The following is a 12,978-nucleotide window of genomic DNA, read 5'->3' as shown; positions in this document are numbered from 1 at the left end:
ATTGGGCCGATATTCGGGTTGCATTCGCGTAGGTTCAGGGTTACGTCCCTTCCGAAAATGGGGCAAGAACGCTACCCTTTTGGGAAATTAGCGAGTCAATTTCGTCCCCCTCTTAGCATCAATAAATATACGCCAATGAGTGTTGCATCGACCGATATCGATACCCTTGCCGTCGACACCATCCGTACGCTCAGTATGGACGCGGTTCAGACTGCTAACAGCGGTCACCCTGGCACGCCCATGGCGCTGGCGCCGATCGCGTATCAACTGTTCAACCACACGATGCAATACGATCCGAGCCATCCAAACTGGCCTAATCGCGATCGCTTTGTTTTGTCATGCGGACACGCTTCGATGCTGTTGTACAGCGTCTTGCATTTGGCAGGTGTGAAAGCCACCGACAAGGATGGCAACGTCCTGGACGAATTGTCAATTAAGCTGGACGACATCAAGAACTTCCGTCAAATCGGAAGCGTTTGCGCGGGTCACCCCGAGTACGCCGAAGCCGCAGGTATCGAAACGACCACCGGCCCTCTGGGTGCTGGCGTCAGCAACAGCGTCGGGATGGCGATGGCTCAAAAGTGGCTGGCTGAAACCTACAATACCGACGACCACAAATTGTTTGATTACAACGTGTACGCGTTGTGCAGCGATGGCGACCTGATGGAAGGCGTCGCGTGCGAAGCGGCGTCGCTGGGCGGGCACCTCAAGCTAGACAACCTTTGCTGGATCTACGACGACAACAAAATCACCATCGAAGGCGACACGGATATCTCGTTCTCCGAAGACGTTGGCAAACGCTTCGAAGGCTTGGGCTGGAACGTCATTCACGTTTCTGACGTCAACACCCTCTCGAACCTTGCCGACGCGATTGAACAGTTCAAGGCCTGCAAGGACAAGCCAACCATCATCATCTGTAAAACGGTGATCGCTTGGGGCTCGCCTAACAAGGCCAATACACATGGAGCGCACGGTGCTCCACTGGGTTGGGACGAAGTCGAATTGACCAAGAAGGCATACGGCTTCCCACCGGAAGAGAAGTTCCATATCCCCGAGGGAGTTGTCGAGCACTTTGATAACAACTTGGGCAAACGCGGTGAGAGCGATTACTCGCAATGGGACTCGGTCTGGTCGTCTTACAAAGCCGCCAACCCGAAGCAAGCGGCCGAACTGGAAGCCGTCTTCTCCGGCAAACTTCCCGCCGGCTGGGACGCAGACATTCCCGTCTTCGAAGCCTCCGAAAAGGGCGATGCGACACGAAACAGCAGCGGCAAGGTTCTCAACGCAATCGCGAAGAACGTTCCTTTCATGATCGGTGGTTCTGCCGACTTGGCCCCGAGTAACAAGAGCGATCTGAAGTTCGAAGGCGCCGGCGAATTCTTGCCGGGCAGCTACGGCGGTCGCAACCTGCACTTCGGAATCCGCGAACACGCGATGGCCGGTGCCGTCAATGGGCTCTGCTTGTCAGGCCTACGCGGCTACGCGGCGACGTTCTTTGTCTTCACCGACTACATGCGTGGTGGCATGCGATTGTCTTCGATCATGCACCAGCCCACGCTGTACATCCTGACGCACGACTCGATCGGCGTCGGCGAAGACGGACCGACGCACCAACCGATCGAACACCTGACGGCTTGCCGCGCCATCCCCGGACTGAACGTATTCCGTCCCGGCGACGCTAACGAAGTCGCCGAATGCTACCGGACGGCAATGCTCATCAGTGACCACCCCGCCGCGATGGTTCTTTCCCGTCAAAACATGCCGACCTTGTGCCGAACCAAGTACGCATCGGCCGAAGGCTGTGCCAAAGGCGGCTACATCCTATCGGACTGCGAAGGCACTCCCGATGTGATCTTGATGGGCAGCGGCAGCGAGCTGAACCTTTGCGTCACTGCGGCTGAGAAACTGACCGAAGCCGGCAAGAAAGTCCGCATCGTCAGCATGCCTTGCTTGGACCTGTTCGCCGCACAAAGCAGCGAGTATCAAAACCAAGTTTTGCCACCCGAGGTCACGAAGCGTGTCGCCGTAGAAGCGGGCCTACGAATGAGCTGGGATCGCTGGCTGGGATTCGAAGGCAAGTTCATCGGCATGGACGGCTACGGTGCCAGTGGCCCCTACGCGTTGGTTTATGAGCACTTCGGCATCACCGCCGAAGCAGTTGTCAAAGCGGCCGGCGGCTGATCCTTGAAAGTTCCCAATCAGCAGCATCGACCGTTTACCGGGGCGAACATGACGCCGATGATCGACGTCGTGTTCCTGCTGATTATCTTCTTTCTGGTTTCAAGCCATTTAGCGCGACAAGAATCTCGGCTGCCAGTTGAATTACCGGTGGCCGAAAGTCACGCACCTCTCGATCTCGAACCGGTTTCGATGACCGTGACCATCAATCAAGATCAACAGATCCTGATCGGTGGAACGCCCATCGCGATCGAAGCCCTGCGGCCTCTGCTTCTCGAGATTCGCAATCGTGACGGCAGTGCTGCGTCGTTGCGTGTTCGTACCGATGCCGTCGTGCCGTATCAGGTCGTCGAACCCGTGCTGCACGCCGCCGCCATTGCCGGAGTCTTGGACATCAAACTAGCCGTGAAAGACCCGAGGTAGCTTCGGCGATGCGATTGCCCGCCTCTCGTGCGACCGGTGAATTGGAAGTCAAGATGACGCCGATGATCGACGTCGTATTCTTGCTGTTGATCTTCTTCGTTTGGACCAGCAGCTTCGAAACACCCGAGTTCGATTTGCCGGGTGCGATCGCGGAAAAACCCGAGGGCGGCAGTGCGGCAAATACCGACGCGCCGCCTCCGGTCGAACCCTTCGATGAAATCATCATCCGCCTGCTCCACCGTGACGGATTGGTGAAAATCGAATTGGCCGGTGACCCAGTCGGTTCATTCGAAGAGCTACGAGAACGCTTGACGCAAATCATTGAGCTTGGCGTCCAACCTCCAGTCATCATTGACCCGGAAGGCGCCGTCCAAATGGAGCAAGCGGTCAAAGCCTATGACGTGGCCCGGTCTGCCGGCGCCGATCGAGTGCTGTATGCCACCGCAGCACGCTAAATTGCTGACCGATCTGCAAACGTGTGAGGCCCACACGATCGGTTAAGACGCGGTCACTTCCAAAATACGAATCGCGTGCCCGGTACTCGCATCGTTCTTCTGCTTTGATACACGGAGCCGGACTTGGTGCGTTTCATTTGGCAGACCGGACTCCAAAACGATCGTTCTCGGATAATGCAGCCCGCGGCTATAACGGTGATACAGATCGCGTGTTTTCCACGGGCCACCGTCAACGGAATATTCCACGATGCCGGCATCCGGGCCAGCTAACACAAATACTCCAAACGCTTGGCCTTCGAACTGGAACTCGCAGACCGCGCCAGGTTGACCGGATACCAGCAGGTCGCGATCGGCATAGCGAGAACGAAAACTACCGGGTATTGCGGACCAATCCGGACGCGTCCAATCCCAGCCTGCGGCCAATTCAACCGAATCGTGGGCAAGGAACCGTCCGGCAAAGAAGCTATGAGGGTCCAGCGCCGCAGGAACTTCCCGTCGCCCCGCGCCGGATCGGTCGGCAAGCACGTGTTTTGATCGATCGGGCGGATCGGAGTCAAACTTCAATTCATCAAAGACTCGATCCACGAGATCGGCGGCCACTCGGTTGCCAGGTTGCTTTGGATGAACACCACCATAAACTTCCCAGGTCATGTCCCCGGATTCGATTTGTTTGGCCAGTTCGACCGCCACGTTGCACGTCGAGACGCCGTAGTGGTCGGCTACGGCGGAGTGCGCTGCGATGCTGACGGGAGTTTTTCGCTGGCGAGTCGTCTCGAGCATCGATTCGTTGACGAAATGTACCATCAGGATATCCATTTGCGGTCGCCTCAACCTTGCCGCCCGTATGATCCCTTCCATACCGCGAAGTGCATCTTGATACGAGTGCGCCGCATCCTGATCGTCGTTGACCGCGAATTCGACCAACAGCAAGTCCGGCTGCTTCGATAGCACATCTCGCTCCAACCGAAACGCACCGGTGTGCGAACAAGTTGACGAGATCCCCGCGTTGATAAATTCAAATTCAGTCTCGGGGAATCGCCGCCGCAGCGATTCCACCACCATCGGCCGATAGCCGTTCATTTCGGTAATCGAACCACCCATGAACGCGACCGTACCGGATCCAGATTGGAATCGTGTTTGGCTACCGCTCAAATCTCCGCGAACCTCAATCGACTCCGGAAGGGTCTCTGCTCTCGAAGGTATCGCGGCGACGACAAACAGGATGAAGATCGCAAGCGGGATAAATCGAATGCCTTGGGAAGGCGAAGGCACGCTACTGTCTTCTTTCGGGGAAACCATTCGACCTAAAAAAGCGGTGAGGGAAACCACGGGTTTTACGCCAATAAAAGCGGCATGCTTCGGCATGAGTCTTACAATGAAGGTGTGAGGGAGACGTGGCATTTTACTTCATCGTGGGGGGCTACGGATTGCCGATTCGATGATTTGTGGGAACATTGCGACAGCGAAAAGCCACACGAGCGTGCTGATTTGACAAGCGGCATGGAGTTGGCATCGAGTTCAATTTACAGCAATCGGAGCTTAACAAGTGGATTCCCCCCTGATCCTAATCGACGACAAACACGTACCGTTGTACCGCATCGTGTGGGTCTCGGACTTGCCGCATTACTGCGGCGACGAGGACTGCCAATGCGAAGGTGACTACGAAGTCCGATTGGATGCCGATGAGTCACTTTGGACCAGCCAAAAAGGTCGTGACGATGTCGTCGCGGCGCTTAAGAAATGGTGCAGCGATCCGGTCGACGGATCGGATAATTCGCTCTAGGCCGTCTCCCATTCCAACCGACCATAAAAGCTGCTGATCCAGCACGTCCACAATTTTCTAGTTTCATTCGAGAACGCAGAATCCATGTTGTTTGAATCGCATTCGCACACGCCGCTTTGCAAACACGCGACCGGAGACCCGGTGGAGTACGCTGCCGTCGCCGAATCTCGGGGCCTTTCCGGTTTACACGTCACTTGCCACAACCCGATGCCGGATGGTTTTTCATCGAACGTGCGGATGGGCCTGGATGAATTCGATGAGTACGTTGACCTAGTTGCCAAAGCGACCGATGAGTTCCGGGGACGTGTTGACGTTTGCTTGGGATTAGAAGCCGACTATTTCGAAGGCTACGAAGCGTTTCTTGAGAAACAACTCGGCAGCGCCGACTTTCATTTTGTACTCGGTTCGGTTCACCCCCAGATCGCCGAGTGGCGGAAAAAGTATTGGGAAGATGACCTGACAGAAGTTCAGCGAACCTACTTCAACTTGCTGGCCAAGACAGCCGAGACCGGCATGTTCGATTCCGTCTCCCACCCCGATTTAATCAAGAACTTTACCAAAGAAGCCTGGGACACCTCGGTGGCCCTCGAGTTCATCCGGCCGGCGCTTGATCGAATCGCGGCAACCGGTGTTGCGATGGAACTCAATACGAGTGGTGTGCTGAAACGGATTTCTGAGATGAACCCGTTTCCCGACATGCTACGGGAAATGAACCTGCGTGGCATCCCGGTGACACTCGGGGCCGATGCCCACGTTCCCGAACGTGTCGGTGACGGATACATCACCGCCATGGGGCTATTGAAGGACGCCGGTTACGAAGAAGTTCGATACTTCAAGAACCGCAAACCTATCAACGTCAGCATTGACGCCGCGATCGAATCACTCGAAACCGATTCGGCAAACGTTTAACATTTCGTCGATGTTTGCTTTTCGATGCGTCGCGCAACTCGTCAACGGCTTGTTGATTGAATCGCACGCAGCGACGGATTGATCATCCGACGGGCATTCGTCCCGGTGTGCGCGGGAGAACCGCACGCTATCGCGATTGCGGCTAATCAAAATTAACGAGCCGTCAAGCAAGAAAACCGCACGCTATCGCGATTGCGGCTGATCAAGATTAACAAGCCGACGGCTTTTGCTACGCGGCGACTTTGATGAACGACGCGAGTCGATCGGCGCGGCTTGGGCTTTGCAGCTTGGCGACCGCTTTGGCTTCGATCTGTCGCACGCGTTCACGGGTGACCTTGAAGATCCGCCCACATTCTTCGAGCGTGTAGCTGTAGCCATCGACCAAACCGTAGCGCAAACGGATGATTTCACGCTCGCGGTAGGTCAAGGTCTTTAGCAGTTCTTCGATCTTGCTTTTCAACATTCCCGATGCTGCCATGTGAACTGGGTTCAGGCTATCGTTGTCTTCGATGAACTCGCCGAAGCTACTGTCTTCGCCCTCGCCGACCGGGCGGTCCAGGCTCGCGGGGTGGCGGCCGATGTCCATCACTCGCTGGACTTCTTCGAGTGGAACTTCGGTCGCGATCGAAATTTCTTCGTAGGTCGGTTCGCGTCGCAATTGTTGAACCAACTTCTTCTGTGCTTGGCGTAGTTTGCTGAGCACGTCAATCATGTGCACGGGAATCCGAATCGTGCGAGCCTGATCGGCGATCGCACGGGTGATTGCTTGGCGAATCCACCAAGTCGCATAGGTACTGAACTTAAACCCGCGTCGGTATTCATACTTGTCGACCGCCCGCATCAGCCCCGTGTTGCCTTCTTGAATCAGATCCAAAAACGAAAGGCCACGGTTACGATACTTCTTGGCAATTGAAACGACCAAGCGGAGGTTTCCGCTGCTGAGCTGTCGTTTGGTTGCTTCAAACCGTTCGAAGTATTCACGTGCTCTACTGACCCGCTTGTGCAAGCTTTCGGGCGTCTCCTGAGTCAGCATCATCAACTCGCGAAGTTCTTGTCGCAAATCGGCGGCTTCGTCCCGGCTGACCGCATCGGTGCCAAGTTCGGCCAATCGCCGGCGAATATAGTTCATTCGCTGCGAGAATTCTTCCAAGCGAGCCAACATTGGGGTCACGCGGCGGCTTCGCAGGCTAAGCTCCTCGACCAATTCGAGTGCCTTTTTGCGGCGTGCGATGAATCGGCGGCGGACTTCGGCTTTCAGACGTGGCGGTGTGCTTTTGCGAACCATCGCTTCGAAGTCTTCACGATTTTGTGCGATCAATTGATCAAGCGTTCGCAGGTTATGCGGCATCCGCGCCGAAATCTGATCCTTGGTCAGGTGCTCGGTAAGCGACACCTTGATGGTGCGATCGAACGGCAACTCACCACTGTGAACGCGGTGAAGTGTTTCGACCGTGTGCCGCAATGCATAATCGGATTCCAGCAAGCAGCGACGGAATTGCCGACGGGTGACTTCGATCTTCTTTGCCAGCGAGATTTCTTCGTCACGGGACAACAACGGAATCTCTGCCATCTGGCTAAGGTACATCCGAATGGGATCGTCGGATGCCTTTGGCAGGTCGGCGCTGGTCAGACCGGCGGTGATGTCTTCTTCAACTGCGTCGTTGTCATCAACGTCACGCTCGACCGGGCGGCGTTGGTCACGAAGGTTAGGCTCAGGCTTGCGGGCGGGACGTGCGGCAACCGTATCGCCGTCGACCAGTTTGATACCGAAGCGTTCGATCGCTTCGATCAGGCGGTTAAGCTTCTTGGGGCTGCCATCTTCGTCGGGCAGGTAGGCGTTCACTTCGTCGTACGTCAAGCAACCTTGCTCGTGGAAACGTTCGACCAATTCAGCCAATTCTTGATCCATCAAAAGCATGATTCAAAACCTCGTGTTTGAGTTGCCCCTCATGGGCGTTTGCGGGTGCTGGGTCCTGCTGCCGCTTTGCTGCTTCGGGACGCTGCGGCAGTGATTTAAATCTGGGAACAGATTGTGCGGAAAGGGATTTCGCTCCTCCTAGCGATCGAGTTGCTGACTCGTTTTCATGCTGTCGAAAAGTTGTTTCAATACTTCCAATTCTTGTTCTTCATCCAAGCTCGACGATTCTAGCTGAGCAATCTTCCTTAGCTTGTCAGCTTTCTCCTCGCGATCATGGTACTGCTTGAGAACACTTTGGAATCGTTGTTCGGGCGATAGCGTACTGCGCCCTTCACGGCGTGCTAGTCGAAACTGCATCGTGACGACTTCATTTTTTAAAAAGTCGTTTTCGAGTAATAGCAAAAGGGTCTCGACACTCAGGTCGCGCCCCTCTAAATCCAACTCTTGATATGCCGCCAACAACATCTTCGCGGCATAGGTATCAAGCCATTCTGGATCAACTGTTTCGACGGCGCGGCCGGCCAAGTCGGGTGACTCAATCATCGTTTCAAACAATTCACGATCGATCGAACTCAATGGAACGTCGGCTTGTCTAGGTGACGAAGAACCTTGCGGTTCGGCCGCATGAGAGACAGGCGCGCCGAAGGAAGGTTCGTCGTCCTCGCTGCCATAACCATCGCCGTGAAAATAGCTGTCGGTGTCGGGCGCGTCTGCGATGTAAGCATCGATTGGTGGAGCAGAGTCAAAGCCCCCGGGATCGAACGCGTCGACATCAAACTCGGCCGCTTCGTTCAACAACTGATTTGGGTCGACCGGTCCGGCTGAACGCGGCGGGTTTGGATGCTGGTTGGGAGGTCGCTGACGCGAAGGCTGTGGCTTGGCACTGTTCTGCTTGGCGCGATTCTGTGCCGCTTGCTTGCGATCGGCTTGTTCTTTTTGCCGGCGGAAGCGCTCGGCGTTTTGGCTGCGTTGTTTTTCTTCTTGCCGCTTTTGCTCCAAACTGTCTTCGAGACGTTCTTTACCGATGCCAAAGGTTCGCGACAGCCGCAGCATGATCTGGTCTTGCTTGAGCGGATCGAGTTTTGGAGCCCTAGCAAGGATTGAAGTCATCGTGCCGATCGCCGACATCACCTGATGCGTGTCGTTGGTGACATCGATCCCATCGGTCAGCGAAGCCAGCTTGTGCTCAAGTGCGTCGGGAGCTTCACCGATCAGCGACTCCATCGCCGCGGCACCGTACTTGGCGAGGTAGTCGGCCGGGTCCATGCCTTCGGGCAGCGTGAGCACTCGCAAGTCGGCATCGGCTTTGACGAACAACTCCAATACTTCGTCGGCCCGTCGCCGTCCGGCCGCGTCACCATCAAGGACCAAAACGACTCGGTCGGTCCACCGTTTGAGTAGTTTGACGTGACCTTCACCCAACGCGGTGCCGAGCACGGCAACTGCCGGTTCGATGCCAGCTTGATGCGCCGCGATCACATCGGTGTAACCTTCCATGACCAAAGCTTGGCCGGCTTTGCGGATCGCGTCGCGAGATTTGTCGAGGGCATAAAGCTGTTGCGACTTGCGGAACAGCTTCGTCTCGGGGCCATTGATGTATTTGCCGCCCGCCTTGTCCCCATGCCTCGCCGCGATCGGCGGGATGACTCGACCGCCCATCGAAATCGGCTTTCCCTGAGCGTCATGGATCGGGAACATCAATCGGCCACGGAACAGGTCGTAGCTTCCACCGCCACGCCGCTGCAAAGCGACACCGGCGGCGGGTCCGATCTCGGGACGAAACTTGTTTTTCTCGAGCAGCCCGGTGGCAAAATCCCAGGAGTCGGGCGAGAAACCGATTTGAAACGTTCGGCGCTGCTGGTCGTCGATTCCCCGTTCGGCCAAGTAATCGCGAGCGATCCGGGCATCGTCAGACTTAGGGGAATCGAGCAGATCGAAGTACGCTTCGCAGACCAGTTTGACGGCCGACAGCAACGTCGCCTTGTCGTCCTTGGATCCGGGTTCGACTTTGGGGCCGACTTGATATTCGATCCCGGCTTCGTCGGCGAGCATTCGAAGTGCGGTGACGAAGTCGACGCCTTCGCGTTTCATCACGTAGCTGAAAACATCGCCACCGATATCACAAACCCAGCACTTCCAGGTCTGGCGTTCTTTATTGACCGTCAGCGAGGGCGAGCGGTCATCGTGCCACGGGCAATGCGCAGCCAACATCCGCCCTTTCGGCGACAATGTCAGCGAAGCGCCAATCACGTCGACAATGTCGACGGCTGCACGCACACGTTCTTTGAGATCTAGGTCCAACATTGCGGACGCAGCGACTCGCTGAAATAAACCCGCTTGATGGTCCCACGAGCGTCGTTAACCGTCGGCTGAGCTGACGGAAAGCAAACGCACGGGAAGGTCATCGCGCAGGGGCCTGCGAAACCATCCGGATCGGTCAACCCGTGCCTTTCGCTGAGATTCCCCGAGCGGCCGGCAACGTCCTCTCCCAGAGGACAGTCGAGCAAATTTCGATCACACGCACTCCTTTGCAGCGTAACACATTTGATTGCAATTATCAGCGACGCGGGCGCCACTGGGTGCAGGTCAAATGGTGTTTCGCATTCGAGCTGGAGGAGTTTCACGATCTTGGGATTTTGCGTCAAGATCAGTTTCACGGCAAAAATTTTATCCCTCTCGTGATAGATTCTGATCGCTCGCGTTAGTCAACGCATGAAGAGGAATCAGAATGATGGAACCGGAAACCCGCGAAAGCTTGATTGCCCGACTGCCCGACCATGCCAACACGACGGCGTGGCTGGAGTTTGTGCAGCTTTACGAGCCATTGATCTACGGCATCGGTCGGCGACACGGACTGCAGCCGACCGATGCGACCGACTTGGTCCAGGAAGTCCTGCTGGCGGTCGCCCAGTCGATCGAACGATTCAAGCCCGATCAGCAGCGGGGACGGTTTCGCAGTTGGCTCTTCGGTGTCGCACGAAACCACTCGCTGAATAAGCTTCGTTCGCTTCGCGGGCAACCACAGCCGGCCGGCGGCAGCGAAGCATTCAAGCAGCTCGACCAAGTCGCCGCCCCCACGTCGCTCGAGCAGGAATTCACGACCGCGTTTCGCCGTCGCGCTTTCCGCTGGGCTGCACGGCGAGTGCGTCAGTCGGTCCAGCCGACGACTTGGGAAGCGTTTTCGCGAACCGCCGTCGACTGTCAATCGGCCGGCGACGTGGCGGAGGATTTGGGCGTCGAAATTGGATCGGTCTATTTGGCTCGCAGTCGCGTGATGAGTCGATTGAAACGTTTGGTCCAAGAAGTCAGCGGCGATGGCTTTGAAGCGATTGAAGGAGAACTGCGATGAAGTGTCCGATCGATTGGGTCGATGCGGCTGCCGAAGACCAGCTCGTTGAAAAACATGAGGCATCGCTTGCGGCACACCTTTCCCAGTGCGAAACGTGTCGCCGACGTCTGCAGGAACAAACCGCGAGCCGGGATTGGTGGAACGACGCATCAAGATTTTTAGACGAAAGCGTTCTCTCCGACCCGCAATGTGATGCGTCCGACTCGTCGTCATGTGATGCAAGACTGTTCGACGATGACGATCCCATGTCACAGCTTCGGTCTATCGGTGCGATCGAACCGGCCGGGCATCCCGAAATGTTGGGGCAGCTCGGGCGCTACACCATCGAACGTGAAATCGGTGCCGGCGGGATGGGCGTCGTCGTGAAAGCGCATGATTCGGAACTGAATCGAATGGTGGCGATCAAAGTGCTCGCGCCGCACTTGGCGCGAAGCGGGACGGCAAAGCAACGCTTCATTCGCGAAGGCCGTGCGGCCGCCGCCGTCGTTCATGAAAATGTGGTCGCGATTCACGAGGTCGACACGACGGCCACGCTGCCGTATTTGGTGATGCGTTACGTCGATGGAATTTCGCTTCAGCGGCATGTTGATCTTTATGGTCCGCTCTCGGTGTTTGATGCATTGCGGATTGCGTCACAAGCGGCGACGGGCCTGGCAGCGGCTCATCGTCAAGGCATCATTCATCGCGATGTAAAGCCGGCGAATATTTTGATCAACCACACCTGCAGCCGGACGTGGATCAGCGATTTCGGGCTCGCCCGCGCCGTTGACGATGCCAGCCTGACGCGGACCGGTTTTATCGCCGGCACGCCGCACTACATGTCACCCGAACAGGCACGCGGCGGTGACATCGGACCGCGAAGCGATTTGTTCAGCCTGGGTGCGGTGATGTACTTCATGTTCACGGGACGGCCACCTTGGCGTGCCGAGCGTTCGCTAGCCGTGCTGCACCGAATCGTCAGCCAGCCCCATCGCCCGCTCTGGAAATACAACGCCCAGATCCCGCGCCGAGTCAGCGATCTGGTCGATCGCTTGCTCTCCAAAAATGTTTCCGACCGCCCGGCTTCGGCCGCGGACGTTCAAACTGAACTCGAACGGGTGCTCAGCGAAATGCAAAATCCCGAATCCTATCCCGCCGACACCAAGCCACCGTTGACCGGCGACAGTCAAACGGCATTGCGTCAGACGGCCTGGTACGGTCGCCCGTGGTTCGTCGCCCCGATCACGTCGCTCGTGACGGTGGCCGCTTGTCTGCTGCTAGGGCTGGGGCGTTTACCGGACGCTCCGAAAATCAAACAGACGGCGAACGCTACGGTCCCGTTTGAACTTTTACAGGAGCCGGTGTCCCAATACGCGGCAAGTTCGAACACGACGTTTGAAACGCGAAATGAATACGACCAATCGTTTCCCCAAGTCCCGAAAGCGATGACTTATTCAGAGCCGACGATCAGTAAACCGGCTCCGTCGCAGGAACTCTTAACTGCAAGTGCACCTTCACCAACCGAATGGGCACCTCCGCCAATCAAATGGGCTCCGTCCGCGAAGCCGAATGACCGATCGCCAGCCAAGTTGGAGCGTACTGACAACACAGACAGCGAACTCCGTGGCATGGCATTGCCGCCCCACGCATTCGCAGGAGGCTTGAGTCACACGCCACCAACGGACCCGACGCTGCAAGAAATCGAAGCCGTTGAGGCGTTGTTGCGTGACACCGAACGCTTCATGCGATCGACCGCACCGGCTGCACCACCGTCGGTGAGCTACTGATCCGTTGAACACGAATGATTCGGCTTAAGTCTTTTCACTCTCCCACGTAAAGAGTGTTCGCCTGATGTTGCCCAATCGTCGCCTTTCGCTCCGTCGAAAGTAGCGTCGCGTTTCGCTACTTTCGGCGGAGCGAAAGGCGACTATCAATCCATCCACGATCGGTTCCACTACAACGTTTCCTTGTCTTCAAAGGTCAT

Annotated in this window: 10 protein-coding genes; 7 read left to right on the top strand and 3 right to left on the bottom strand. The window is 56.6% G+C overall.

Going from position 1 to position 12,978, the window contains the following annotated elements:
* The first annotated feature begins 135 nt into the window (after positions 1–135).
* Genes tkt through FYC48_RS26980 form a run of 3 tightly spaced genes read left to right on the top strand, consistent with a single transcriptional unit; the run spans position 136 to position 3,056 of the window.
* Entirely contained in the window at positions 136–2,181 is a 2,046-nt protein-coding gene (tkt, locus tag FYC48_RS26990) for a transketolase (protein WP_149499893.1), read from the top strand.
* A 3-nt stretch (positions 2,182–2,184) separates the two neighbouring features.
* Positions 2,185–2,601: an ExbD/TolR family protein gene (locus tag FYC48_RS26985; protein WP_160149795.1), complete on the top strand. Its 417-nt coding sequence runs from the start codon at positions 2,185–2,187 to the stop codon at positions 2,599–2,601.
* A gap of 8 nt (positions 2,602–2,609) precedes the next feature.
* Entirely contained in the window at positions 2,610–3,056 is a 447-nt protein-coding gene (locus FYC48_RS26980; RefSeq protein ID WP_149499891.1) for an ExbD/TolR family protein, read from the top strand.
* Between the two features lie 42 nt (positions 3,057–3,098).
* Here FYC48_RS26980 and FYC48_RS26975 read toward each other — a convergent pair whose 3' ends face one another.
* A complete protein-coding gene (locus FYC48_RS26975; protein WP_160149794.1) occupies positions 3,099–4,355 on the bottom strand; it encodes an SGNH/GDSL hydrolase family protein in 1,257 nt (418 codons plus the stop codon).
* Positions 4,356–4,602: 247 nt separating this feature from the next.
* On the opposite strand from FYC48_RS26975, the gene FYC48_RS26970 reads away from it, so the two are divergent.
* Complete coding sequence (locus FYC48_RS26970; RefSeq protein ID WP_149499889.1) at positions 4,603–4,839, top strand: hypothetical protein; 237 nt, start codon at positions 4,603–4,605, stop codon at positions 4,837–4,839.
* 84 nt (positions 4,840–4,923) lie between these two features.
* Positions 4,924–5,748, top strand: coding sequence for a histidinol-phosphatase HisJ family protein (locus tag FYC48_RS26965; RefSeq protein WP_149499888.1), 825 nt, complete (start codon positions 4,924–4,926; stop codon positions 5,746–5,748).
* A gap of 229 nt (positions 5,749–5,977) precedes the next feature.
* On the opposite strand, the gene FYC48_RS26960 is transcribed toward FYC48_RS26965, so the two are convergent.
* Both FYC48_RS26960 and dnaG read right to left on the bottom strand, forming a co-directional pair.
* Positions 5,978–7,666, bottom strand: a complete 1,689-nt coding sequence (locus FYC48_RS26960) for a sigma-70 family RNA polymerase sigma factor (protein WP_149499887.1) — start codon at positions 7,664–7,666, stop codon at positions 5,978–5,980.
* A 138-nt stretch (positions 7,667–7,804) separates the two neighbouring features.
* Positions 7,805–9,970 carry a DNA primase gene (dnaG, locus tag FYC48_RS26955; protein WP_149499886.1) on the bottom strand — a complete coding sequence of 722 codons (2,166 nt, stop codon included), beginning with the start codon at positions 9,968–9,970 and terminating at the stop codon, positions 7,805–7,807.
* Between the two features lie 424 nt (positions 9,971–10,394).
* Between dnaG and FYC48_RS26950 the strand changes: the two genes are divergently transcribed.
* Entirely contained in the window at positions 10,395–11,015 is a 621-nt protein-coding gene (locus FYC48_RS26950; protein ID WP_149499885.1) for an RNA polymerase sigma factor, read from the top strand.
* Positions 11,012–12,781, top strand: a complete 1,770-nt coding sequence (locus FYC48_RS26945) for a serine/threonine-protein kinase (RefSeq protein ID WP_149499884.1) — start codon at positions 11,012–11,014, stop codon at positions 12,779–12,781. The genes FYC48_RS26950 and FYC48_RS26945 overlap by 4 nt, the downstream gene beginning before the upstream one ends.
* Positions 12,782–12,978: the final 197 nt, after the last annotated feature.

Source organism: Roseiconus lacunae (assembly GCF_008312935.1).
GTDB lineage: Bacteria > Planctomycetota > Planctomycetia > Pirellulales > Pirellulaceae > Stieleria > Stieleria lacunae.
The sequence above is the reverse complement of the archived record's forward strand: the minus strand, read 5'-3'. Positions and strand labels throughout refer to the sequence as shown.

What these genes read in the sequence shown, in the direction of transcription:
- tkt (WP_149499893.1), top strand. Translation starts at nt 136, where the DNA reads ATGAGTGTTGCATCGACCGATATCGATACCCTTGCCGTCGACACCATC.
- FYC48_RS26980 (WP_149499891.1), top strand. Translation starts at nt 2,610, where the DNA reads ATGCGATTGCCCGCCTCTCGTGCGACCGGTGAATTGGAAGTCAAGATG.
- FYC48_RS26975 (WP_160149794.1), bottom strand. Translation starts at nt 4,355, where the DNA reads ATGGTTTCCCCGAAAGAAGACAGTAGCGTGCCTTCGCCTTCCCAAGGC.
- FYC48_RS26965 (WP_149499888.1), top strand. Translation starts at nt 4,924, where the DNA reads ATGTTGTTTGAATCGCATTCGCACACGCCGCTTTGCAAACACGCGACC.
- FYC48_RS26960 (WP_149499887.1), bottom strand. Translation starts at nt 7,666, where the DNA reads ATGCTTTTGATGGATCAAGAATTGGCTGAATTGGTCGAACGTTTCCAC.
- dnaG (WP_149499886.1), bottom strand. Translation starts at nt 9,970, where the DNA reads ATGTTGGACCTAGATCTCAAAGAACGTGTGCGTGCAGCCGTCGACATT.
- FYC48_RS26950 (WP_149499885.1), top strand. Translation starts at nt 10,395, where the DNA reads ATGATGGAACCGGAAACCCGCGAAAGCTTGATTGCCCGACTGCCCGAC.
- FYC48_RS26945 (WP_149499884.1), top strand. Translation starts at nt 11,012, where the DNA reads ATGAAGTGTCCGATCGATTGGGTCGATGCGGCTGCCGAAGACCAGCTC.